21 protein-coding genes are annotated in these 23,270 nt (G+C 61.4%); 15 read left to right on the top strand and 6 right to left on the bottom strand.

Features of this window, described 5'->3' with window-relative positions; translation table 11 throughout:
• The first annotated feature begins 160 nt into the window (after nt 1-160).
• Entirely contained in the window at nt 161-1,474 is a 1,314-nt protein-coding gene (gene dctA / locus Q0025_RS03280) for a C4-dicarboxylate transporter DctA (protein WP_297295984.1), read from the top strand.
• 3 nt (nt 1,475-1,477) lie between these two features.
• On the opposite strand, the gene Q0025_RS03285 is transcribed toward dctA, so the two are convergent.
• Nucleotides 1,478-1,849, bottom strand: a complete 372-nt coding sequence (locus tag Q0025_RS03285) for a cyclic nucleotide-binding domain-containing protein (protein ID WP_297295986.1) — start codon at nt 1,847-1,849, stop codon at nt 1,478-1,480.
• A gap of 331 nt (nt 1,850-2,180) precedes the next feature.
• Between Q0025_RS03285 and ssb the strand changes: the two genes are divergently transcribed.
• Complete coding sequence (gene ssb, locus Q0025_RS03290; RefSeq protein ID WP_297295988.1) at nt 2,181-2,681, top strand: single-stranded DNA-binding protein; 501 nt, start codon at nt 2,181-2,183, stop codon at nt 2,679-2,681.
• Nucleotides 2,682-2,697: 16 nt separating this feature from the next.
• Here the strand turns inward: ssb and Q0025_RS03295 are convergent, their stop codons facing one another.
• Nucleotides 2,698-3,753: a DUF1176 domain-containing protein gene (locus Q0025_RS03295; protein ID WP_297295990.1), complete on the bottom strand. Its 1,056-nt coding sequence runs from the start codon at nt 3,751-3,753 to the stop codon at nt 2,698-2,700.
• A gap of 49 nt (nt 3,754-3,802) precedes the next feature.
• On the opposite strand from Q0025_RS03295, the gene Q0025_RS03300 reads away from it, so the two are divergent.
• The 4 genes from Q0025_RS03300 to Q0025_RS03315 all read left to right on the top strand — a co-directional run bounded on the left by Q0025_RS03300 (nt 3,803) and on the right by Q0025_RS03315 (nt 8,974).
• Nucleotides 3,803-4,960: a homoserine O-acetyltransferase gene (locus Q0025_RS03300; RefSeq protein ID WP_297296092.1), complete on the top strand. Its 1,158-nt coding sequence runs from the start codon at nt 3,803-3,805 to the stop codon at nt 4,958-4,960.
• 165 nt (nt 4,961-5,125) lie between these two features.
• A complete protein-coding gene (gyrA, locus tag Q0025_RS03305; protein ID WP_297295992.1) occupies nt 5,126-7,858 on the top strand; it encodes a DNA gyrase subunit A in 2,733 nt (910 codons plus the stop codon).
• Between the two features lie 44 nt (nt 7,859-7,902).
• Nucleotides 7,903-8,406 (top strand): pantetheine-phosphate adenylyltransferase, encoded by a 504-nt coding sequence (gene coaD, locus Q0025_RS03310; RefSeq protein WP_297295994.1) that lies wholly within the window; start codon nt 7,903-7,905, stop codon nt 8,404-8,406.
• Nucleotides 8,407-8,425: 19 nt separating this feature from the next.
• Nucleotides 8,426-8,974, top strand: coding sequence for a peptidylprolyl isomerase (locus tag Q0025_RS03315; RefSeq protein WP_297295996.1), 549 nt, complete (start codon nt 8,426-8,428; stop codon nt 8,972-8,974).
• Nucleotides 8,975-8,976: 2 nt separating this feature from the next.
• Here the strand turns inward: Q0025_RS03315 and petA are convergent, their stop codons facing one another.
• A complete protein-coding gene (gene petA, locus Q0025_RS03320) occupies nt 8,977-9,639 on the bottom strand; it encodes a ubiquinol-cytochrome c reductase iron-sulfur subunit (RefSeq protein WP_297295998.1) in 663 nt (220 codons plus the stop codon).
• 240 nt (nt 9,640-9,879) lie between these two features.
• On the opposite strand from petA, the gene Q0025_RS03325 reads away from it, so the two are divergent.
• The 9 genes from Q0025_RS03325 (at nt 9,880) to Q0025_RS03365 (ending at nt 18,878) form a co-directional block, all read left to right on the top strand.
• Nucleotides 9,880-10,335: a peptidylprolyl isomerase gene (locus tag Q0025_RS03325; protein ID WP_297296000.1), complete on the top strand. Its 456-nt coding sequence runs from the start codon at nt 9,880-9,882 to the stop codon at nt 10,333-10,335.
• 99 nt (nt 10,336-10,434) lie between these two features.
• The gene (queA, locus tag Q0025_RS03330; RefSeq protein ID WP_297296001.1) at nt 10,435-11,514 is read left to right on the top strand and encodes a tRNA preQ1(34) S-adenosylmethionine ribosyltransferase-isomerase QueA; all 1,080 of its coding nucleotides are present in this window, start codon (nt 10,435-10,437) and stop codon (nt 11,512-11,514) included.
• Nucleotides 11,511-12,641, top strand: a complete 1,131-nt coding sequence (gene tgt / locus Q0025_RS03335; protein ID WP_297296003.1) for a tRNA guanosine(34) transglycosylase Tgt — start codon at nt 11,511-11,513, stop codon at nt 12,639-12,641. Before queA ends, tgt begins: the two co-directional genes overlap by 4 nt.
• Before the next feature lie 387 nt (nt 12,642-13,028).
• Entirely contained in the window at nt 13,029-13,763 is a 735-nt protein-coding gene (locus Q0025_RS03340) for a DUF502 domain-containing protein (protein ID WP_297296005.1), read from the top strand.
• A 35-nt stretch (nt 13,764-13,798) separates the two neighbouring features.
• Entirely contained in the window at nt 13,799-14,764 is a 966-nt protein-coding gene (gene thrB, locus Q0025_RS03345) for a homoserine kinase (protein ID WP_297296007.1), read from the top strand.
• The gene (rnhA, locus tag Q0025_RS03350; RefSeq protein WP_297296009.1) at nt 14,761-15,204 is read left to right on the top strand and encodes a ribonuclease HI; all 444 of its coding nucleotides are present in this window, start codon (nt 14,761-14,763) and stop codon (nt 15,202-15,204) included. The genes thrB and rnhA overlap by 4 nt, the downstream gene beginning before the upstream one ends.
• Before the next feature lie 216 nt (nt 15,205-15,420).
• Nucleotides 15,421-16,743: an FAD-binding oxidoreductase gene (locus tag Q0025_RS03355; protein WP_297296011.1), complete on the top strand. Its 1,323-nt coding sequence runs from the start codon at nt 15,421-15,423 to the stop codon at nt 16,741-16,743.
• Nucleotides 16,740-17,516, top strand: a complete 777-nt coding sequence (locus Q0025_RS03360) for an SDR family NAD(P)-dependent oxidoreductase (RefSeq protein ID WP_297296012.1) — start codon at nt 16,740-16,742, stop codon at nt 17,514-17,516. The genes Q0025_RS03355 and Q0025_RS03360 overlap by 4 nt, the downstream gene beginning before the upstream one ends.
• A 201-nt stretch (nt 17,517-17,717) precedes the next feature.
• On the top strand, nt 17,718-18,878 hold the full coding sequence (locus Q0025_RS03365; protein ID WP_297296014.1) for a glycosyltransferase family 2 protein: 1,161 nt from the start codon (nt 17,718-17,720) through the stop codon (nt 18,876-18,878).
• Here Q0025_RS03365 and Q0025_RS03370 read toward each other — a convergent pair.
• The 3 genes from Q0025_RS03370 to Q0025_RS03380 all read right to left on the bottom strand — a co-directional run bounded on the left by Q0025_RS03370 (nt 18,856) and on the right by Q0025_RS03380 (nt 23,205).
• Complete coding sequence (locus Q0025_RS03370; RefSeq protein ID WP_297296016.1) at nt 18,856-19,977, bottom strand: glycosyltransferase family 87 protein; 1,122 nt, start codon at nt 19,975-19,977, stop codon at nt 18,856-18,858. The genes Q0025_RS03365 and Q0025_RS03370 overlap by 23 nt on opposite strands.
• Nucleotides 19,978-20,447: 470 nt before the next feature.
• Nucleotides 20,448-22,265 carry an oleate hydratase gene (locus Q0025_RS03375; RefSeq protein WP_297296018.1) on the bottom strand — a complete coding sequence of 606 codons (1,818 nt, stop codon included), beginning with the start codon at nt 22,263-22,265 and terminating at the stop codon, nt 20,448-20,450.
• A gap of 247 nt (nt 22,266-22,512) precedes the next feature.
• Nucleotides 22,513-23,205 (bottom strand): thioredoxin family protein, encoded by a 693-nt coding sequence (locus Q0025_RS03380; RefSeq protein ID WP_297296020.1) that lies wholly within the window; start codon nt 23,203-23,205, stop codon nt 22,513-22,515.
• Nucleotides 23,206-23,270 lie beyond the last annotated feature (65 nt).

A 23,270-nucleotide genomic window follows, 5' to 3' on the forward strand; every position in this document is an offset into this window, starting at 1 on the left:
CCGAGGAGAGGAAATAGCGGGCCGGGCTGGCGGGACGTTGCGCACAGCTTAGGGTTCGCGGAAAGATCGGAACAGCCTAAGATATGGTTTCGCACGGACAAGGCCAAGGGCACCCCCGGCGCCGGCAAGTCCGCCAACGAGAAAAGCCACCGAATACATCATGGATTCCGCCACCCTCGCCGTCAAAGGCCGGCCGCCGCTCTATAAGCAGCTTTATGTCCAGGTGCTCGTCGCCATCCTTTTCGGGGCGATTTTCGGCTGGCTGGCGCCGCATGCCGCCACGGCGGATTGGGTGAAGGCGCTCGGCGACGGGTTCGTCAAGCTCATCAAAATGGCGATCGCGCCGATCATCTTCCTGACGGTGACGGCCGGCATCGCCCATATATCGGATGCCCGCAAGGTCGGCCGCGTCGCGCTCAAGGCGATCATCTATTTCGAGGTGGTCTCGACCTTCGCGCTCGCCGTCGGACTCATTGTCGGCAATCTGATCCGCCCCGGCACCGGCCTCGCCGCGCATGCCGATGCCGCCGCCGTCGCGAATTACCTCAAGGCCGCGGGTGCCGAACACCCGGTCGATTATCTTCTCAGCATCATTCCCGACTCCGCGGTGGGCGCCTTCGCCCGCGGCGATATTCTGCAAGTCCTCCTGTTTTCGATCTTGTTCGGCTTCGCTCTGATGGCGCTCGGCCCGCGCGGCAAGCTCCTGACCGACGTGCTCGACCAGACGACGCACGCGATCTTCGGCGTCATCAATATCGTGATGCGGGCGGCGCCCTTCGGTGCCTTCGGCGCCATGGCCTATACGGTCGGCAAATATGGCACGCAGGCGCTGGGCGCGCTCGCCGGCGAAATCGCCACCTTCTACCTGACCTCAGCGCTTTTCGCCGTCCTGGTGCTCGGCAGCATCTCCCGCCTCGCCGGCTTCAGCATTTTCAAGTTTCTCGCCTATGTGAAGGACGAATTGCTCATCGTGCTCGGCACGAGTTCGTCAGAAAGCGCCTTTCCGCGGCTCCTCGAAAAGCTCGAAGCGCTCGGCTGCTCGCAATCGGTGGTCGGCCTTGTCGTTCCGGCCGGCTATTCATTCAATCTCGACGGCACCAATATTTATATGACGCTCGCGACCCTGTTCATCGCCCATGCGCTCGGCGTCGACCTCTCGCTCAGCCAGCAATTGACGATTCTGCTCGTCGCCATGCTGACCTCGAAGGGCGCCACCGGCGTCGCCGGCGCCGGCTTCATCACGCTCGCGGCGACGCTCGCCTCCGTCTCGCCTGCCCTCGTGCCGGGCATGGCGATCCTGCTCGGCATCGACAAGTTCATGAGCGAATGCCGGGCGCTGACCAATTTCATCGGCAATGGCGTTGCGACAATCGTGATTTCCGCCTCGGAAGGCGAACTCGACCGGACAAAGCTGAATGCCGCCTTGAGCCGCGGCGCAGTCGAGGATGCCTCGGGCGAAATGAGGATCGCTTAATTTTCAATAATAGCCGTCGCGCGCCCGCAGGCGGCGGGCGAAAAGGCGCAGCAGATCGAGCGCGAAGCTTGGCGTCTCGCCGACGATTCTCAGAAAATCCTTTTCCGAAACCGGCACCAGCGTCACGTCCGAGGCGGCGACGGCGGTGGCGCTGCGCGGCGACGGGTCAAGCAGCGACATTTCGCCGAAAAACTCGCCCGAGCCGAGAATGGCGATGACGCGCCGGCCGCCGCGGATTTCCACCTCGCCTTTTTCGATCACATAAAGCGCTTCGGCCTTATCGCCCTCGCGGAAGATCACCTCGTCAGCGACATAGGCGCGTCTCGGCAGCCCGGCCTTCGAGAGCAGGCTGAAATCGAGTGGCGTCTGCGGCACGATCCTTCTCCGCGGCTGGCGTTGATGGCGGCGAGCCTAGAGCGGGATGCGAAAAAGTGTCAGCGGTTTTTCGCAAAGAATTCCGCTCTAAACTGTATGAATCGATCACGTTTATGATTTCGGACGATCCGAAATCATCGTGATCTAGGCTGCGCACCGGCGCTTTGCCAAGATTGGCCACGGCGGCGCGCCACTTTCCGCCTTGCCATGTGGCACAAAAGGCGCTAGGAACAAATAAGGAACAATGCTTTCCGTGGAAAACCGCAAATCGGAGTCTGCGGCAGGCCCCGCCGGCTTTAAGGTCGGCCGCTCAGATGCGTGGGAGAGAGTCATGGCGGGCAGCGTCAACAAGGTCATTCTGATCGGTAATCTGGGCCGTGACCCCGAAGTGCGGCGGCTGAATTCGGGCGATTCCGTCGTCAGCTTCAGCCTGGCGACGACCGAATCCTGGCGCGACAAGTCGAGCGGCGAGCGTAAGGACCGCACGGAATGGCATAATATCGTGATCTTCAACGAGAATTTGGGGAAGATCGCGGAGCAATATTGCAAGAAGGGCTCGAAGGTCTACCTCGAAGGCCAATTGCAGACGCGCGAATATACCGACAAGGACGGCAACCAGCGCCGCACGACGGAAGTCGTCCTGCAGCGGTTCCGCGGTGAGCTGACCTTGCTCGACAGCCGTGGCGGCGCCCGCGGCGAATCCTTCGACGATCGCGGCGGCGCATTGGATGTCTCGAGCAGCGGCGGCAGTTTCGGCCGCACCTCGCCGATGGAATCCGACAGGCGCCCGAGCCGCGCCTCGGAAATGATCGACGACGATATTCCCTTCTAGGCGCGGCGGCGCTGCTTTATTGCGCTGAGCGGAACAAAACCGGCCAGTCGCCCGGCTCCAGGCCGCCGCACGCATCTTGCGACGAGAGCGCCGCAAGCACGAAGGCTTTGCCGTTCCAGATCCAGCGTGCGGCCATACCGCAATCGGCGAGTCCCCGGCCTTTGGCCGACATTGCGAGCGTGCCGGTTTCGGGGGCGAAATCGGCTTCGGTCAAATCGGTGACAGTCGCCTGACCCGGTTGGTTTCCCTGATAGGGAATGGGCAGCGTGAGCAGCGTTGCCGGCCCATCCGGGCGCCCAACAACAAAACCAAGATAAGACCCCTGATAAGCGCCCATGATGCAGGGAATGAGGACGAGCGCGCGGGCTTTGTCCAGCGCATAGGCGCTGGGGGTCATGGATTCGACCTTGTCGTCGCATTCCTCGGACGAGAGGATCTTGGCGCCGTCGCGCCGTGCGCGATCGATCAGCTTCTGCGCCTCGCCCTTTGCCAGAGTCTCCGTGACCTTGCGCGCCGGCACTTTTGGCAGCGGCGGTGCCGGCGGCACCGCTGACGCGAGCCGGTTTCCGCGATCGAGCAATGCGGTTTCGTTGCCGGCGCGGCCTTGCCGCGCATCCATGCGCAGCAGCGCGGCGACAAAACCGTCGAGCGGAATGCTTTTGCCGTCCGGCAAGCCGATCGCCTTGCCGTTGCGCAGCCGCCGCACGAGGTCTTGGATGTCGGCCAGGCTGGACGTCGAGATCACGGTGCCGTCCTCGCCATCCTTGCGCTGCCAGCCGGGGCCAAGCGGAACCGTCGCGCCATCGACCTTCACTTGATCGAGGCCGAAGCGCGCTTCCGAACCGATGGTGGCGGAAATTGCGCCCTTCGACCCCGCCTCGCGCGAAATGGTCAATTCGGTGCGGTCACCGTCCTGATTGAAGCCTTTCGCTTCGCAACTTAGCGTGTTGTCGCAAGCCATCAGCCAGGATTTGTAGACATCATACGATTGGACGGGCGCCTCGCTCGCGGCGTTCGCCGCAAAGCCGAGGCCGGGCGCGAGCAGGAAAAGAAGAAGCCAAAATTTCTGCATGTCTTAGGCTGCAGGTGTCGCCCATGTCAGTCAAGCGGGCTGCGGTCGGATAGGAGTTGATTGCCCGGCGCGCCGCGGCGATCATGCGGCGGGGGCGGACATGATCGTCGCGAAAAAAATCTTCGAACTGCCGGAATTCCACGCAACCGGCGGCCGGGTCATTAAAAATCTCCGCATCGGCTGGGAATGCTACGGCAGGCTCAATGCCGATCGCTCGAATGCAATCCTTGTCGCGCATTATTTTTCCGGCACCAGCCATGCCGCCGGCCGCTATGCGAAGGATGATGTCTATCCGGGTTATTGGGACGTCCTGATCGGCCCCGGCAAAGCGATCGATACGGATCGCTATTTCGTTTTTTCCGCCGATACGCTCGTCAATCTCAACGCCCGCGACCCGCGCGTCGTGACGACCGGGCCGGCAACGATCGATCCCGACACCGGCCGGCCCTATGGCCTGAGCTTTCCGCCGGTGACGATCGCGGACTTTGTCGCCGTTCAAAAAGCGCTCGTCGATCATCTCGGCATTCGAAAACTTCACGCCGTCATCGGACCGTCCATGGGCGGCCTGCAGACGCTCGCCTGGGCGGCCGCTTATCCAGGCATGATGGATCGCATCATGCCTGTCGTCTGTGCCGGCGAAATCGACGCGTGGCTCATCGCCTGGCTCGGGCTCTGGGGGGCGCCGATCCGCGCCGACCCGGCCTGGAAGAACGGCGCCTATGCGATCGACGCGCAGCCCGCCGCCGGCCTGACTTTGGCGCTCAAACTCATCACCCTCCAGGCCAATCACGGGCAATGGGTCGATGCCCAATTCGGCCGCGCTTTTGCCGACGAAGGCGCCGCGCCGGTCGACGCGCTCGGCAATGCCTACAAAGTCGAAGCCGCGATCGCGGCGATCGCCGCCGAGCGTGCCAGCATCGCCGACGCCAACCACCTGCTCTATCTCGTCAAGGCGAACCAGACATTTGCCGCCGGCCCGACCGGCACGTTGGCCGACCTCGAGAACGTTCGCGCCAAGACGTTGTTCCTCTATTCGTCCACCGACCAGGTCTTTCGCGCCGACAAAGCCCGCGCCACTGCGGCGGCGATCGCCAAGGGCGGCGCCCCGGTCGAAACGGCGGAAATCCAAGGCCCATTCGGCCACGCCAATGGCCTCTTCGCGATGGCACCGCTCGGCGATCGAATCGCCGATTTCTTGTCACGCTGAGCCGGCTTCAACCGGTTCACCGGCAGGTTGCTGTGAACATCCGCCGCAGAGCTCGTATCCGATTGAAACAAATAGCTATTTTGTCACGCCAAGACAGCCGCCGCGCTGGCAATTTGCGGCGGCTTCGATTATATGAAAATCACCTCCAGACTTGGATGATTTGCCTTGGCCGATAATGAAGAAAACGGCGCCGGACCTGCAGGGTCCGACGTCCGCCCGGTTTCGATTTCAGACGAAATGCGCCGCAGCTACCTCGATTACGCGATGAGCGTGATCGTCAGCCGCGCGCTGCCCGATGTGCGCGACGGCCTGAAGCCGGTGCACCGGCGCATTCTCTTCTCGATGTACGAGAACAATTACACGCCGGATCGCGCCTATAACAAATCGGCGCGCGTCACCGGCGACACGATGGGCAAATACCATCCGCACGGCAATCTGGCGATTTATGACGCGCTGGTGCGCATGGCGCAGCCATTCTCGATGCGGCTACCGCTCATCGACGGCCAGGGCAATTTCGGCTCGGTTGACGGCGATCCGCCGGCGGCCGAACGCTATACCGAGGTGCGCCTCGCACCCGCCGCTTTGCCGCTGCTCGACGATCTCGACAATGAGACCGTCGATTTCCAGCCGAATTACGACGGCCGCGAGCGCGAACCGGTCGTGCTGCCAGCGAAATATCCCAACCTTCTTGTCAACGGCGCGGGCGGCATTGCCGTCGGCATGGCGACAAACATTCCGCCGCATAATCTCGGCGAAGTCATCGATGCGGTGATTGCGCTGATCGACAGGCCGGAGATCAGCCTCGAAGATCTGATCGGCATCATTCCCGGTCCGGATTTTCCCACCGGCGGCAATATCATCGGCCGCGCCGGCATCCGCTCCGCCTATCATACGGGCCGCGGCTCGATCCTCGTGCGCGCCAAAGTCGAGGTCGAGGAAATCCGCAAGGAGCGCGACGCGCTCGTCGTCACCGAAATTCCCTATCAGGTGAACAAATCGGCGCTGCTCGAAAAGATCGCCGAGCTTGTGCGCGAGAAAAAGGTCGAGGGCATTTCGGACCTGCGCGATGAATCCGACCGCCAGGGCATGCGCATCGTCATCGAATTGAAACGCGATGCGGTCGCCGACGTCGTGCTGAATCAGCTCTGGCGCTTCACCGCCCTGCAATCGAGCTTCCCCGCCAATATGATCGCGCTCAATGGCGGCCGCCCCGAGACGCTGAACCTCAAAGATTTCCTGCGCGCCTTCGTGGATTTCCGCGAAGAAGTCGTCACCCGGCGCACCAAATTCCTGCTCGGTAAGACGCGCGATGCGGCGCATTTGCAGGTCGGCCTTGCCATTGCGGTGGCCAATATCGACGAGGTGATCCGCGTCATCCGCACATCGCCCGATGCCGGGGCGGCGCGCGAAGCCCTGATGAGCCGCGACTGGCCGGCGCGCGACATGGCGCCCTTGATCGCACTGATCGCCGATCCGCGCCATGTCCTCTCGGCAGAAGGCACCTGCCGCCTCTCCGAGGCGCAAGCGCGCGGCATCCTCGAACTGCGCCTGCAACGCCTCACCGCGCTCGGCCGCGAGGAAATCGGCCAAGCGCTCGAAAAACACGCCGCCGAAATCGCCGACTATCTCGATATTCTCCGGTCCCGCGCGCGCCTCTTCGGCATCATCAAGGACGAATTGCTCGCCATCAAGCTCGCCCACGCGACGCCGCGGCGCACGCTAATCCTCGATAACGACGCCGAGTTCGAGGACGAAGACTTGATCCAACGCGAAGACGTCGTCGTCATCGTCTCGCATGCCGGCTACATCAAGCGCGTGCCACTGTCGGCCTATCGGGCGCAGCGGCGCGGCGGCAAGGGCCGCACCGGCATGCAGACGCGGGACGAGGATTTTGTCGCCAAACTCTTCGTCGCCTCGACGCATACGCCGGTCCTGTTCTTCTCCTCGCTCGGCCAAGCGTATAAGGAAAAGGTCTGGCGGCTGCCGGCGGCCGCGCCGCAGGCGCGCGGAAAGGCTTTGGTCAATATCCTGCCGCTCGAACAGGGCGAACGCATCACGACCATCATGCCGCTGCCGGAAGACGAAGAGCAATGGGAAAAGCTCGACGTGATCTTCGCGACGACGCGCGGCACGGTGCGGCGCAACAAGCTCTCCGACTTCGCCCAGGTCAACCGCGCCGGCAAGATCGCCATGAAGCTCGATCCCGGCGAAGAGATCGTCGACGTGCAAATCTGCACCGAAAACGACGACGTGCTGCTGACAACGGCCGGCGGCCAGTGCATCCGCTTCCCGGTCACCGATGTCCGCGTCTTCAAGGGCCGCGATTCGATGGGTGTCCGCGGCATCGCACTCGGCGAAGGCGATCGCGTCATCTCGCTGGCGATCCTCCACCACATCGAGGCCGAGAGCGGCGAGCGCATGGCCTATCTCAAGATGCGCCGCGCCATTGCCGGCGAAGCGGCCGAGGCCGGCGACACGGCAGGCGAAGAAGCGAACGGCGAAGAAACACCCGCCGCACTCCCGCCGGAGCGCTATGCGCAGATGTCGGCGGCGGAAGAAATCATCCTGACGGTCTCTGCCAACGGCTACGGCAAGCGCACCTCGTCCTACGAATACCGGATCACCGGACGCGGCGGCAAAGGCATTGTCGCGATGGCGGTCAATCCGCGCAACGGGCCGCTTGTCGCCTCCATGCCGGTCGAGGAGACGGACGAGATCATGCTCGTGACCGACGGCGGCCAGATGATCCGCTGCCCGGTCGAGGGCATTCGTGTCGCCGGCCGCGGCACGCAGGGCGTCATCGTCCTCGACACCGCCGAGGACGAGCGCGTCGTCAGCGTCGAGCGGATCAGCGAGGACGAAGCGCCGGAGAACGGCGAGGGCGAAGCGGGCGCCTGAGGGCGCCATTTGCCCCTGCCCGCGGGCTCGGCTAGAGAGAGGCCATGATGCTGAAGGCGCTCTATACCGGCACATTCGACCCGCTGACCAACGGGCATGTCGATATCATCACGCGGGCGGCGCGCTTCTGCGACGAGCTCGTCGTGGCGATCGGCGTGCATCCTGGCAAGACGCCGATGTTTTCCGCCGCCGAGCGGGCAGATCTCCTGCGTACAGCCTGCGGCGACCTCACCGCAGCCCATTCGTGCAAATTATCGGTGCTGACTTTCTCCGGCCTGGCCGTCACCGCCGCGCGCGAGGTCGGTGCCACGCTCCTCGTACGTGGACTGCGCGACGGCACCGATCTCGACTACGAGACACAGATGACCGGCATGAATGGCGTGATGGCACCGGATATCGAGACGATCTTTCTTGCCGCCTCCCCGCACGTCCGTCACATTGCCGCGACATTGGTGCGCCAAATCGCCCTGCTCGGCGGCGATGTGACGCCTTTCGTGCCCGATGTCGTCGCCAAAGCTCTCGCCGTGAAACTCAACACGGCACCTTGATCTCTTCCGAGGAGGAAACATGCGCCTGATCCGCCGCGGCCTTTTGGCTGCCCTCGCCGTCCTGCTGCTGACGCTGCCGCTCGCCGCGGCCAATCTGAAAAACGAAATCTACCTCTATACCAAGGATGGCAAGATCACGATCCTGCTGCGACCCGATCTCGCGCCGAAAACGGTCGAACAGATCAAGACGCTGACCGCACGTGGTTTCTATAATGGTCTCAAGTTCCATCGCGTCATCGACGGCTTCATGGCGCAAACCGGCGATCCGACGGGCACCGGCACCGGTGGCTCCGACCTGCCGAATGTCCCGGCCGAATTCTCGAAAGCGCCTTTCAAGCGCGGCGCACTAGGCATGGCGCGCGCCGACGACCCGAATTCCGGCAATTCGCAATTTTTCATCTGCTTCGCCGATTCTGATTTTCTCAACGGGCAATATACGCTCTTCGGCCAAGTGATCGACGGCATGGATGTGGTCGATAAGATCAAGAAAGGTTCGCAGGCCGACAACGGCATGGTCACCGACCCCGACAAGATCGTAAAAATGGAACTCGCAACCGACGCGAAATAGCGTCAGATCTGAACGATCGAATCGAAATCGAATTTTTCGCCGGATGGATTTTCGCCGATCCGCACGATCGTATCGCTGACGAAGCGGTATGGCGGAACGGGTAGATTGTACGGGGCCGGGACACCTTTGAAGACCCGGCCCGCGAGATCGTATTTCGAGCCGTGACACGGACAGAAATAGCCACCCGGCCAAGCCGCCACGGGTACCGTGGGACTGGCGTTCGGGAAGCATTTCGGCAGGCAGCCGAGATGCGTGCAAATGCCGACGACAACGAGAAATTCAGGTTTGATCGAGCGATGCCAATTGGCTGCGTAGGGCGGCTGTTGCCAGACGTTGCACCCCGGATCTGCCAAAAGATCGATCAACTGAGGCGATCGCAGGCTGGCAAGCAGATCGGGCGGGCGGCGCAAGATATAAATCGGGCGCCGTCGCCATAAGGCGACGATGTTCTGTCCAGGCGCGGTGGTCTTGAGATCGATATCGACCGGGCCGCCGGCCGCGATGGTCGAAGCATCCGGCTCCATTTGCGAGAAGAACGGCACTACCGCAGCTGCCGCGCCGAAGCCCGCAAAAGTCGTAGTCGCGATAAAGAGGAAATCGCGGCGCGACCCTTCTGGCGGCTTTTCAGCGCTTTCGCCCAAACCGGAAGAAGACGCCTGTGACATGGAAAATCTCACGCGCTTTGCGGCTTCTCCCCACTACCTAGGCCTTTACGGGCGTTTGGCAAGTTACGCCTCAAAGGTCTAGATCACGCCCGGTTCGGGGCAGCGGGCGCTTCCGAGAAGTTATGCGCGACAGGAAGACGCGCCGTTTCAAGGGCTCGGCCATGTTCCCATGGAAAAAGTCGTACAACTTTTGCCGAACATGTTCTAAGGGAAGCGCCGACACAAGGATGGAGGCACGCGATGGCGGAAGCCGGAAATACATTGACGCTTGAGACGACCAAGGGACCGGTGGTGATCGAGATGCGCCCCGATCTCGCCCCCAAGCACGTCGAGCACATCAAGCGGCTTGTCGGTGAGCATTTCTACGATGGCGTCACGTTTCACCGCGTCATCGATGGGTTCATGGCGCAGACCGGCTGCCCGCACGGCACCGGCACGGGCGGTTCGAAATATCCCAATCTCAAAGCCGAGTTCAACGCCGAGCCGCACGTGCGCGGCACGGTCTCGATGGCACGCGCGCAGAATCCCGATTCCGCCAATTCGCAATTCTTCATCTGCTTCGACGACGCACGCTTTCTCGACAAGCAATATACCGTCTGGGGCAAGGTCGTCTCCGGGATGGAGAATGTCGACAAGATCAAGCGTGGCGAGCCGGTACGCGATCCGGACCGGATTCTCTCGGCGACGCTGAGCTAGAGAAAAATTTGCGCGCCGCAATTGCGAGGAGCGTCAGCAACGAAGCGATCCAGGCAGGCATAGACTGGACCGCTTCGCGCCGCGCGCGGTGACGAACCGATGCGCGTCGATCTCTTCGATTTCGATCTCCCGCAAGACCGCATTGCCTTGCGCCCCATCGCGCCGCGCGATGCCGCGCGCATGCTCGTCGTCGCGCCGCAGTCGACGCCGCCCCTGTTGGATCAATCGATCCGCGACCTGCCCGACCTCCTGCGGCCCGGCGATGTGCTCGTCGTCAACAATACGCGGGTGATCCCCGCCCGGCTCGAAGGCGTCCGCATCCGCGAGGTCGCTGAGGCCAAGATCGAAGTGCTGCTGCACAAGCGCGTTTCGGAAAACGCTTGGCGCGGCTTCGCCAAAGGCGCCCGTAAATTGCAGCGCGGCGATGCGATCTTCTTCCAGCGCAAGAGCGCCGACCCTTCGCATCCCGCTCTTGAAGCCGAAGTGCTCGAAAATTGCGGCGAGGGCGAAGTTCTGCTCGCCTTTGCGCTCAAAGGCGACGATCTCAATCGTGCCATCGAGACCTATGGCGCCATGCCGCTGCCGCCCTATATCGCCGGCAAGCGGCCGGCCGACGCCCAAGACGTCGATGATTATCAGAGCCTCTTTGCCGTGCATCCGGGCGCCATCGCGGCGCCGACGGCGAGCCTGCATTTCACACCGGCGCTGAAGACGGCGATCACGGCACGCGGCATCGCCTTCGCGCAGGTCACTCTGCATGTGGGCGCCGGCACATTTCTACCGGTGAAGGCTGACGACACGCGCGCGCATCATATGCACGCCGAATGGGGCGAGATCGACGCCGAAACCGCGGCGCAGCTCAATCGCGCGCGCGCTGCGGGAGGGCGTATCGTCGCGATCGGCACGACCCCCCTGCGCGTGCTCGAATCGGCGGCGACCGCCGCCGGCGAGATCGCGCCTTTTGCCGGCGAGACGGCGATTTTCATCACGCCCGGCTATCGTTTCAAGGCGGTCGATCTGCTGCTCACCAATTTCCATCTGCCGCGCTCGACGCTATTCATGCTCGTCTCTGCCTTCAGCGGTCTTGAGACCATGCAGGCGGCCTACAAACATGCGATTGCATCGGGCTATCGCTTCTATTCTTATGGCGACGCCTGCCTGCTCCACCCTGCATCATGACAGAGCTTTTATTCGACATTCATGCCACAGACGGCGCGGCGCGCAACGGCACCATTGGGCTGCCGCGCGGCCAGATCCGCACGCCCGCCTTCATGCCCGTCGGCACCGCCGCGACCGTGAAAGCCATGGTTCCGCGCGACGTTCACGCGCTTGGCGCGGATATCGTGCTTGCCAACACCTACCACCTGATGCTCCGGCCCGGAGCGGAGCGCGTTGCGGCACTCGGCGGCCTGCATAAATTCATGAATTGGCCCTGGCCGATCCTCACCGATTCCGGCGGCTTCCAAGTCATGTCGCTCGCCAAGCTGCGCAAGCTCGATGAAAGCGGCGTCACCTTCCAATCGCATATCGACGGGGCGCGGCATCATCTGACGCCCGAACGCGCGATGGAAATCCAGCGCCTGCTCGGCTCCGATATCCAGATGCAACTCGACGAATGCGTAAAACTTCCGGCACCCGAGGCCGAGGTCGGGCGCGCCATGCAACTCTCGCTGCGCTGGGCGGAGCGCTGCAAGATCGCCTTCGCCAGTCAGCCCGGCCGCGCGCTTTTCGGCATCGTGCAAGGCGGCGCCAGCCCGGCTCTGCGCCGTGTCAGCGCCGAGGCGCTCGTCGGCATGGGCTTCGACGGTTATGCGCTTGGCGGTCTCGCTGTCGGCGAGCCGCAGGAGGTGATGCTGGCGATGATCGAAGCGAGCGTCACGCATCTGCCCAGCGGGCGCCCGCGCTATCTGATGGGGGTTGGCTCGCCCGACGATCTGCTCGAAGCCGTGCGGCGCGGCATCGACATGTTCGATTGCGTGATGCCGACGCGGGCCGGCCGCCACGGCCTCGTCTACAGCCGTTTCGGCCGCATCAATCTGCGCAATGCCAAACATGCCGACGACCCGCGGCCGATCGATCCCGAGGCGCCCTGCGAGGCTGCACGCCTCTATTCGCGCGCCTATCTGCATCATCTCGTCAAGGCCGGCGAAATCCTCGCCATGATGCTGCTGACGACGATCAACCTCGCTTATTACGAAGCCCTGATGGCGGAGGTTCGTGCTGCGATCGCCGCCGGCCGCTACGGCGATTTCTGTGCCGAGACCAAAGCCCGGTGGGCGCGCGGCGAAGCGCAATCGGACCTCTGATCATCGCGTCGCTGACGATCAGACCTTCAAAAAGCAAAAGGCGAAGCAGGCTCAAGGGCCTCGCTTCGCCTCTTCGCTCCCTCGTCCTAGACCCCTTCTCGCTTCTAGGGACGGTACATGTCCGCCCGGCGTATGAAAGGGTTTCCTCCCACGACTTGGACTACGTCTGCATCCTGGAACCCTGGGGCTCTCAACAGGATGACGAGGGTTTGTAGCCCAGACGTGACGCATTGTCACGCTTCAAAAGGCATCTTGCCCGTAAAACCGGCACAAAAAAGATATTTTTTCTCGCGGCGACCCTCCCAGGTAGAAATACCAAAAGGCGACCCGACCGCTTGCGCTTTCGCGCGCTGCATGTCCTGCTAAAGTCCGGCAAGGCAGCGAGTCATGATCGAGAATTCATTCCCGCCCGGCGATATGGAGCCCGTGAGCAGAGGCCCCGGGATCGGCGGCCGCATCCGAAATTGGTTTTTGGCCGGCATCGTCGTCGCCGGTCCCCTGGCGATCACCGTCTATATCGTCTGGTGGTTCGTCGACACGGTCGACAGCGCCGTGCGCAAACTCGTGCCGCTAAATTTCTGGCCGGACAAATTCCTGCCGTTCCGGGTGCCGGGCCTGGGCGTCATCTTTGCTTTTCTCGCACTGACCCTGCTTGGCTTTCTCGCCGCCAATCTGGCCGGTCGCAGCCTGATCGCGCTTGGCGAAGCCACTCTTGGACGCACGCCAATCATCCGCTCGATTTATAAGAGTGTGAAGCAGGTCTTCGAGACGATCTTCTCGCAGACCGGCTCCTCGTTCCGCAAAGTCGGGCTGATCGAATTCCCCGTCAAGGGCACCTGGACGCTGGTCTTCATCTCGGTGCCGCCGGCGCGGAGCGTCGCGGCGAAATTGCCGCCCGTCGAGGAAGATTATGTTTCGGTCTTCCTGCCGTGTACGCCCAACCCGACGACCGGCTTCTACTTCTTTCTGCCCGCAAGTGCGGTGAAAGAAGTCGCGATGAGCCCCGACGATGCGGTCAAGCTCATCGTCTCCTGTGGCGTCATCAATCCCGATGCGTTGGTGCCGGCACCGGTGGCGGAGCCGCCCGCCGATGATAGATTGGCCCAAGACGACGCCGCCTGAACTGCTCCCTTCCCCGCCTCACCACCGCTGGCACCATGGCTGTCTACACAGACGTTTCCGATCTCGCTCTTGAAAACTTCCTTGCCGATTATGGGCTGGGCAAATTACTTGCCTACAAGGGCATTGCCGAAGGCGTCGAAAACTCCAATTTCCTGCTGCATGTCACGGCCGGCTTTTTCATCCTGACGCTTTATGAAAAGCGCGTCCGGCCCGAGGATCTGCCGTTTTTCCTCGCGTTGATGGAACATCTGTCAGCCCATGGGCTCGTCTGCCCGCAGCCGGTGAAAACGAAACAAGGCGACCTGCTCGGCACGCTGGCTGGCCGGCCGGCTGCCATCGTCACTTTTCTCGAAGGCGTTTCGACGCGCACGCCCTCCGTCGCCCATTGCTCGGCGCTCGGCGCCGCGCTCGGCAAATTGCATCGTGCCGGCGCCGATTTTCCGCGCCAACGGCCGAACGATCTGTCGATTTCCGCTTGGCCCCGGCTTTTCGCTCAGGCCGAGGACCGCGCCGATAGTGTCGAGCCGGGCCTCGCGGCTTTCCTCGCCGGCGAACTCGCGGCGCTGGCGGCGCTCTGGCCGCATAACCTGCCGCGCGGCGTCATCCACGCCGATCTTTTTCCCGACAATGTTCTCTTCCTTGGAGAGAAGGTGTCAGGATTGATTGACTTCTACTTTGCTTGCACCGATTTCCTCGCCTACGACCTTGCCGTCTGTCTCAACGCCTGGTGCTTCGAGCCGGATTTTTCGTTCAATGTCACCAAGGGGAAAGCGATCATCGATTCCTATCAGAGCTGCCGACGCCTGAGCGACACGGAGGCAGCTGCCTTGCCGGTTCTGGCGCGCGGCGCGGCCTTGCGCTTCACGCTGACGCGGCTGGTCGATTGGCTGAATGTGCCGCCTGGCGCTTTGGTCCGTCCCAAGGATCCGCGCGAATATGTGAAACGCTTGCGCTTCCATCAGCGCGCCACCGGCCCGCGCGACCTCGGATTGGCGCTTTGAGCGAAAAAGTGACGATCTGGACCGATGGCGCCTGCTCCGGCAATCCGGGACCTGGCGGCTGGGGCGCCATTCTGACCTTCGGCGATCACTGCAAAGAACTTTCCGGCGGCGAGGCGGCGACCACCAACAATCGCATGGAACTCACCGCCGCAATCCGCGCCTTGGAGGCGCTGAAGCGGCCGTGCAGCGTCGATCTCCACACCGATTCCGCCTATCTGCGCGGCGGAATCACGACCTGGCTCGCGACGTGGAAGAAGAACGGCTGGCGCACCGCCGACAAAAAGGCCGTCAAAAACGTCGAGCTCTGGCAGGAACTCGAACGAGCCGCCGCACCGCACGACATTCGCTGGCATTGGCTCAAGGGCCACGCCGGTCACCCGATGAACGAGCGCGCCGACGAACTGGCGCGCGAGGCATTGCGGCCGTTCTCGCGGAAGTAAACATCGATCCGACATCTTTTCATCGTCCCGTCGTTTTCAAGTGCGAAACGGCGGCCGTTTGCATGCTGGCGAGAGCCGTCTTTTCTTCTGCCCAATCGGGTTTGGGCCTTGTGCCGTTGCGGCAAAGTGAACGATGATCATCCGGCTTGTGCACGAAGATCGCCCCGCCGCGCGCGGGTCCGGTTTCCGGCACGGGCTGACCGGGAAAGTCCGCAGATGAGCGAAGCTTTCGTCAGCCGCGATGATATTTTTTCCTGGGGACGCGTCGCACGCGAGCCGCAGCGCGTGGCGACGCCGCGCTTCGCCGATCAGCTCACCCCGTTGATCGATGCCGCGAGAGGCTCGAGCTTGCTCGCCGTGGGGCTCCGCCGCTCTTACGGCGATTCTTGCCTCAACGAGACCGGTGATCTGATCGATATGTCGCGGCTTGACCGGATCATCGCCTTCGATCCGCTGAACGGCATTCTGCGTGCCGAGGCCGGCGCCAGCTTTTCCGAGATCCTGCAATTAATCGTCCCGCATGGCTGGTTTCTGCCGGTGACTCCGGGGACGCGGTTCGTCACGCTCGGCGGCGCGATCGCCAATGACATCCACGGCAAGAACCATCACGCCGCCGGGAGTTTTGGCCGGCACGTGCGCGCGCTCGGTCTTGTGCGCAGCGACCGCGGCCGCTCGACGTTGACGCCCGATTCCGACCCTGCTCTGTTTGCCTCGACGATCGGCGGCCTTGGCCTCACCGGCATCATCGAATGGGCGGAAATCTCGCTCGCCAAGATCGACAGCGCCTATCTCGAAGTCGAGACACTGCCCTTCGAAACTCTGGATGCTTTTTGGGATCTCGCAGAGGCGAGCGCGGAGACATTCGAATTCACCATCGCCTGGGTCGATTGTTTCGCGCATGGCGAGGGCCTCGGGCGGGGCATCTTTCGGCGTGCGAATTGGACGCCCTATGGTTTTTTCGATGCCCACCGCGATCAAAGCTGGCCGCGGGTTCCGTTCGATGCGCCTGATTTCTTGCTCAGCCCGCCGGGTATCGGCGCGTTCAATACGCTTTATTACCGGCTCCTGGCCGGCGCCGGGACGAAGCTGCAGCACTATCGGAAATTCTTCTACCCGCTCGATGCTCTCGGCGATTGGAACCGGCTCTATGGCCGCAACGGTCTCCTGCAATATCAATGCGTGATCCCGCCCGCCGCGCAGCGCGACGCGATCCGCGACCTGTTTGCTACCATCGCCGCAGATCGGCAAGTTTCATTCCTCGCAATGCTCAAGACATTTGGCGACCTTCCCGCGCCGGGACTTTTGTCGTTTGCGCGGGCCGGGACGACTCTGGCCCTCGATTTTCCGAATCACGGCGAAAAAACGCGCGCCCTCCTCGCGCGGCTCGATGCCATTGTCGCCGACGCCGGCGGCGCCCTTTACCCGGCTAAGGACGGCCGCATGACGCACAGCATGTTCCGCCGCTCGTTTCCGCGCTGGCAAGATTTGCAAAGGGACCCCTTGATGAGTTCCGATTTCTGGCGAAGAGTGGCGGCATGAGCGGCCCGTCGCAGGAAGTCGTCGCCCCCAAAGCGCCGCAGCGGATCGTGATCCTCGGCGCGACTTCGGCGATTGCCGAAGCCGCCGCGCGCCTCTGGGCCGCGAACGGCGCGCGCATCATTCTCGCCGGCCGTAATGAGGCGCGGTTGAACAAGATCGCCGCCGATCTTAAAGCCCGCGGCGCGAGCGAAGCGATCGACTGGCCACTCGATTTTGTCACCGCCGACGCGGGCGCCGAACTCGGCAAGATGGTCGACCGTCTCGGCGGCCTCGATCTTCTGCTTCTTGCCTATGGCATCTCCGGCGACCAGGGCGAGCTCGAGCGCAATCCTGCCGCGGCCGCCAAAGTGATCGCAACCAATTTCTCCAGCGCCGCGGCCTGGAGCCTCGCCGCCGCTGCGGTGCTCGAAAAGCAGCGCCGTGGCACACTTCTGGTGATCGGTTCCGTTGCCGGCGATCGCGGGCGCCGCTCGAATTTCATTTACGGCGCGACGAAAGGCGGCCTCGCACATTTGGTCGAAGGCATCGCCCACAAATTGGCGCCCCTGGGGGCGCGCGCCGTCATCATCAAGCCCGGTTTCGTCGAAACGCCCATGACCGCAGGCATGGCAAACAACGGGCCTCTTTGGGCAAAGCCGGACGCCATCGCGCCGATCATTGTCCGCGCCGGCGAAAAAGGCGGCCCCGTCGTTTACGCTCCGACGTTCTGGCGCGGCATTATGCTGATCGTGCGCAATCTTCCGGCGGCGGTCTTCGACAGGCTCAATATTTAAGCGGGGTGTGCTTCCGTCAAATGCACCAAACGCGGCGTAATGCCTACGTCATCGTTGCATAATTATCCTACATAGGCACAGACCCCATTCTCCCCGATTGCCGATCTTGACAGCATTCCAATCGCTTAGCTAGCGTTATAAATTAAGTTATATCCACTGCTATTTCGATTTTCGCATTAAGTATTTTGCAAGTCGACGCGCATGAACCGGATCTTTTCATCCTTCGATGTCGCCGATTCCAGGTCGATCGCGATTGCCGACGATGTCGAAAACGCGCCCGAACTGTGTGTCATCGTTCCGACCTTCAACGAGTGCGACAATGTCGCAATATTGGTTGAACGGCTCGACGGTGTTTTGACCGGAATCGACTGGGAAGTCGTGTTCGTCGATGACAACTCGGCGGACGGAACTGCTGCGCGGGTGCGGGCCCTTGGCGCGTCCGACCGCCGGGTGCGCTGTATCTGCCGCATCGGGCGGCGCGGCCTCAGCTCGGCCTGCATCGAAGGCATGTTATCGACGACGGCTACATTGATCGCTGTCATCGATGCCGACCTGCAGCATGACGAAACGCTTTTGCCATACATGCGCGATGCGCTTGTCGAAGAAAATGCCGATGTGGTCGTTGCAAGCCGCTATGTTAGCTCGGGTGCGGCGGATGGCCTCGCGTCGCACGGGCGCAAACGTTTAAGCCGGCTCGGCGCAGAGCTGGCGCGCCGGCTGTTGAAATCGGACCTCGCTGATCCCGTCAGCGGATTCTTCATGCTGCGGCGAAAACTGATCGACGGTCTCGCACCGAATCTTTCGGGTATCGGGACCAAAATCCTGATCGACGTTCTCGCGTCATCGCCGCGGCCGCTGCGCGTCGTCGAACTGCCCTATCGGTTCCGTGCGCGTCATTCAGGCGAGAGCAAGCTCGATGCTCTAACGGGCGTCGAATATATTCTCCTGCTCGCGGAAAAGATCAGTGGCGGCCATTTTCCGCGGCGGTTTTTCATGTTTGCGCTCGTCGGCGCAAGCGGCGTCCTCGTCAATCTGATCGTGCTGCGGCTCGCCATGCTCACCGGCAAGGTCGGTTTCACCCCGGCCGAAGCGCTGGGGACTGCCGCCGCCATGACATCCAATTTTCTGCTCAACAATTCACTGACCTATCGTGACTGCCGGCTTGGCGGCTGGCAGGCTGTGCGCGGCTTCGCCTCGTTCGCGTGCTGTTGCAGCCTCGGTGCTCTAACGAGCATCACCCTTGCGCGCGATCTCTACGAATTGACCGGCCTGTGGGTGCTTGCCGGGGTAGCCGGTGCCGTCGTCGGCGCGCTGTTAAATTATGCGCTGACTTCGATCTTCACATGGCAGCGCGGAACTTAGGTTCAACCGCACGCCTGCCCTGCCGTATAAGTTCGACGATGAGATAGACATCGATCAGCGTGACGATAAGCGTCGCACCCACTCGGATGCCGCTGAAGCTTTCCTTCTTATAATTCGTCACCAGCGTGAAGAAGGCGGCGTTCAGTAAGATCGTCATGAACAAAATCGCCAATGCGCGGATGAGCGCGGGTGGCGGATTTTCGTTCAGAACGTAGATGAAAATCGTCATCATCAACGGAAAATAATATTCCGGGTAGCTGATCTGATTGAAAATGAGGATGACGAGATAGCCGATCATGAACCCCGTGAGGCGCGAGAGCCGCAGTTGATATTGCACGATCAGGGCCGCGATCGCCGCGGGAGCCAGCGTCATCAAGACCAGACGCGAGGCGGGGATCGCAACATGAAAGAGTTTCCCGAGTCCTAGGGCAAAAATGAAAATGATTGACGAGCGTGATGCGCCGCGGCCGAGATTCCAGAACAATGGCTTGAAGATCAGCTGGCCCCAGACGAGATAGGCCAGCCCCATTCCAAGGACGAATATGGCCACCGCGACGGCGATAAATTTGACGCTCAAGCGCCGCCGGTCGAGGGCTAGAAACGGGACCAGATAGAGCGGATAGAATTTGATCAGCGCGCCGATGCCGAGCGCCGCGCCGGCGAGAGCCTCATTTTCCAAGATAAAAGCAAAAAGCGCGCAGCAGACGAAGAACGCGATATAAACATCATTGCCGCCGACAATTGTCACAAGAAGAAACGACAAGAGATTATCGAGCAGCCCGGCGTAAAGCCAAAAGCGTATCTTCCAATCGAGTTCCTGGCGAGCGTGAACGCGCTTTGCGATCATCCAGGACACGGCCAGAAAGAGAATACAGCCGAGAACACGCGGGATCGTTGGAAATATGAGCGAGGTCATGCCGTAGACGTTGAACAAAGGTCCATAAGCATTCGGCGCAGTCGCGTAGAACGTGCCGCAGAAACTGACCCACGGAATACGATGGACGACCTGCGTCTCGTCATTCAGCCACGGGTCGAGGCCGACGGAAACATTGTGCCATTGCTGCAGATAGGGGCAATAATCGCCGACAATCGGGCTCAATGCCGCGAAAGCAATAAAAATCAGACTGTATGCGGCAAAGAATGTCGCGAGATTGCGTTCGAATAAACTGAGCGCCCGGCGCATCACCCACCTCGGCAATCACCCGTTGCATTAGCAATAACCTGCATACCCACCTTAAAACCGGCGGGCGATTTCGGCTCGGCACGACGCGGGAGCCGACGCTTCCATCCGCTATGATATCACTCCAAACCGGTCAATCGTCTTGGCCGCTTGGCAATGCCGTTCAACCGATCGAGACGCCCTGAATCGGACGCATAAGCTCCGGCTATGAGATGTTTTCGCTCAGGGTGCCGTTTAGACGAGCATCCGCTTCGCTTGAACGCCAGCACTGTGGGAATTGCACCCGGCATCGCGCAACGCGCAAAGCTTCAGAGCGATGACGCCAAGAGCCAGGATGCCGCTGTGCCAACGACCTCTCGATGTGAGCCTAAAAGCACTGGCCTTTTCGCCTATTCCGCCGCATCGACGGGGAATTCCGGATTGAGTACCGAGACCTTTTCCGGCACGGTGCGGTCGCGACCCGGGTACAGATAGGGAAATGGCGGAACGGAATTCAGCAGAGCCACGATGCGCTTCTTCAGGCCGATCAGTTCGAGCGGGTTGATAGACGGAAGATCGTGCTCGGTGAACGGACGTCCGTTGACGCCAAGGAAGCGGCGCGCATGCGCAACCGCGCAGCGAATATCGAAGCGCGACGGATATACTTCGGGATACAACCGGTCGAGCTTGGTGAGCGTATAGACAGCCTCGATCGCCGTGCGCACCGACGTCTCGACGGTGAAGACCGCGTCGCTCTCGACCTCGACATATTGCCCGATGAACCCGATATTGACGCACCCTTCGGGCACCACCCTCGGCCTGTCGGCGACCCCGCGCGGCATGAATTCGCTGTTGATATAGGGCATCATGCAGGTCGAGACATGCATGTGCGTGAAGAGATCGTTCTTCATGCCGAGCAAGCCCAGGTGATAGAGGACTTCGGTCATGATCTCCTCGCCCGTACACTCATGCATCGGCTTTTTGACGTAATCGCCGATGCGCTCGCCGGAGAGCCCATTCCCCCAGAACACGTCTTCGTCATCGGCCTGATCGGGGAAGAACGGCTTGTGGTGCAGGATGAGGCCGATTTCCCAGGCTGAATCGGCAATCGAGATCGCGCCGCCCGTACCCGCCTTGCTGCCGGTGAGTCGTTCGAGCCTTTTTATGAACTGCGGATAGCCTTTGATCGTCGGAAAAAACGACATCCATTTGGTCTTCTCGATGTCGCTAATGAATTTTTCCGGATGCCCGAACTTATCGTGCTTCTTCGCCAGTCTTTCCCAGAGTGTGAAAACGCCGCGATCGTCGGTGCGGCGGTCGATGGACGCCACGGTCCCATTATCGCCATAGGTGCAATTTTGCGTCATAGAACCGTTGGTAACGAACACGAGGTCGGTCGGCGCAACCGCAACGGTCTCCTCGGTCCCATTGTGCTTAAGATGCAGCGCCGTGACCGTCGTACACGCCAGGTCTAGAGCGATATCGGTGACGGAGATGTCGGTCATAATCGAAATCTTGTGTGCGTGAAGCCAGGAGAGGATCGGCTTCACGATGGCGTCGAACTCGTTATATCGCGTGTGGAGTATCCCTTCGAGGTACTCGATGCGGAAGTCGTTCGGCGCAAAGCGATTCATGTAGCGACGGAGCTCGATGACGCTGTGGTGCGGCTTGAATGCGAGCATCGTGTGGAAGCAGAGCCAGAAATTGCCTGCGAAAAACGCTGAGCCCTTACCGAAATAGTCTTCGATCGAAACGTCTTCGTAATCTTTCTCGCTCGAAGTGAGAAGATGGAATAATTTTGTGTTCACGTGATTCGGAAGCTTCATGTCGTGGATATTGCCGACGATGTGCCCTTGTTTCACAAGCGCGCGGGCCTCAGAATGGATCGGCTCATCCTTGTTGAAATCGACGACGCCGTCGAGTACGGAGCGATCCTTGTTCTCAAGCGAGGGAATCTTGCTGCAAAGATACCAGAGGCACTCCATATAGGGCTCCAGTTCGCGCTCGCCGCGATTCTGATATCCTGCGCGCTTGCGTATGCCGTCGAGCGAGCCCCCCAGATCAGGCAGCTTCTCGTAGATCGCGATGTTCTGGCCCGGCATGCCCGCGTCGTCCACGAGAAAGACAGCGGTGGCGAGTCCGGCAATGCCTCCCCCGACGATATGCGCCTTGCGCTTGTCGATGCCTTCCGGCTTTCTCGCTTTGTAGAAGCTGTTGTAGATATTCATGGCGGCAGGTGTTCCCGATGATTGTCCTCACGAGACTCTCGGGGAGAACACTACGGGCGGCCGGGTGGCCGATCGCGGCCTCCTCCGTTAGCCTCGCAACAGGACGTGAGCTCGGCAACTTTCCTTCATCGCATCCCGGGCGCAAATGACTTAGATCAAGGCCAGCGGGTGCTGAGCGACACGCGCGACGCTGGCAACGAGGTCGCCAGCCCACGATCATTGCGTCAAATATCTAGACGTTTCTCAATCAATGAAGATCGGGCACGCGCGCGGCACCGACAACGCTGCCGTCCGCCGCTTCAAGGAGTACCGCTTCCTGAAGCCCGGCATGAACTTTGGCGTAAAAGGTCGTTTCATCTCCGGTCCACTCGCCAATCGATTGAATCGAGCGAACGATGTTTGATTCAGTGAGGGTTCTCCCCGCATTTTCGCCACGCCCGATAGAGGTGCGGTGCTGCGGATCGAATCCGACCAATAGCACCCTTGCAGTCCCGGAACCGCGTCCGACGCTGATCGAAATGGCATCACCAACGCGTTTGGCTTCGATACTTGCGGCCGTGAAATCGCTTCTGGCCTGTTCGATTGCCGCATTTGCTTTGCCGCGATCGGATCCAACGAGATCTCTGCGTCCATTGACAACCATTTCGGGCGTGTATGAGCCGTCGCCGAATCGCGCCCCGTAGGAGGCCTGGCGGAGCGTTGCACTCTCAAGCGAATACGGGTCTTTCCAACCGAGAGAGTTCCAATACGTCACATGAAAGGCGAGCGGCAGCACATCGCGACGCTGATGTGACAGTTCGTTCAAGAACATTTCAGCCGGGGGACAGGACGAACAGCCCTCGGATGTAAAGAGCTCGACGACGACCGGCCGTTCTGCCGCAGAAGCCATCGCGGGAGCGGCGAGCATGATTGCGCTAAAGACAAGATGTGACACGCGCATAGGACCTCCCTGAAATAATCTGCCTCGCGCTCGGCCTCATCGCCGTGGCGCCACTCTTCATCGCG

Origin of the sequence: uncultured Methylovirgula sp. (genome assembly GCF_947646745.1) — a bacterium.
Classification (GTDB): domain Bacteria; phylum Pseudomonadota; class Alphaproteobacteria; order Rhizobiales; family Beijerinckiaceae; genus Methylovirgula.

Coding starts and splice junctions, on each gene's coding strand:
- dctA (WP_297295984.1), top strand. CDS start 161: ATGGATTCCGCCACCCTCGCCGTCAAAGGCCGGCCGCCGCTCTATAAG.
- ssb (WP_297295988.1), top strand. CDS start 2,181: ATGGCGGGCAGCGTCAACAAGGTCATTCTGATCGGTAATCTGGGCCGT.
- Q0025_RS03295 (WP_297295990.1), bottom strand. CDS start 3,753: ATGCAGAAATTTTGGCTTCTTCTTTTCCTGCTCGCGCCCGGCCTCGGC.
- coaD (WP_297295994.1), top strand. CDS start 7,903: ATGATGCTGAAGGCGCTCTATACCGGCACATTCGACCCGCTGACCAAC.
- Q0025_RS03315 (WP_297295996.1), top strand. CDS start 8,426: ATGCGCCTGATCCGCCGCGGCCTTTTGGCTGCCCTCGCCGTCCTGCTG.
- petA (WP_297295998.1), bottom strand. CDS start 9,639: ATGTCACAGGCGTCTTCTTCCGGTTTGGGCGAAAGCGCTGAAAAGCCG.
- Q0025_RS03325 (WP_297296000.1), top strand. CDS start 9,880: ATGGCGGAAGCCGGAAATACATTGACGCTTGAGACGACCAAGGGACCG.
- queA (WP_297296001.1), top strand. CDS start 10,435: ATGCGCGTCGATCTCTTCGATTTCGATCTCCCGCAAGACCGCATTGCC.
- tgt (WP_297296003.1), top strand. CDS start 11,511: ATGACAGAGCTTTTATTCGACATTCATGCCACAGACGGCGCGGCGCGC.
- Q0025_RS03340 (WP_297296005.1), top strand. CDS start 13,029: ATGATCGAGAATTCATTCCCGCCCGGCGATATGGAGCCCGTGAGCAGA.
- thrB (WP_297296007.1), top strand. CDS start 13,799: ATGGCTGTCTACACAGACGTTTCCGATCTCGCTCTTGAAAACTTCCTT.
- Q0025_RS03355 (WP_297296011.1), top strand. CDS start 15,421: ATGAGCGAAGCTTTCGTCAGCCGCGATGATATTTTTTCCTGGGGACGC.
- Q0025_RS03360 (WP_297296012.1), top strand. CDS start 16,740: ATGAGCGGCCCGTCGCAGGAAGTCGTCGCCCCCAAAGCGCCGCAGCGG.
- Q0025_RS03365 (WP_297296014.1), top strand. CDS start 17,718: ATGAACCGGATCTTTTCATCCTTCGATGTCGCCGATTCCAGGTCGATC.
- Q0025_RS03375 (WP_297296018.1), bottom strand. CDS start 22,265: ATGAATATCTACAACAGCTTCTACAAAGCGAGAAAGCCGGAAGGCATC.
- Q0025_RS03380 (WP_297296020.1), bottom strand. CDS start 23,205: ATGCGCGTGTCACATCTTGTCTTTAGCGCAATCATGCTCGCCGCTCCC.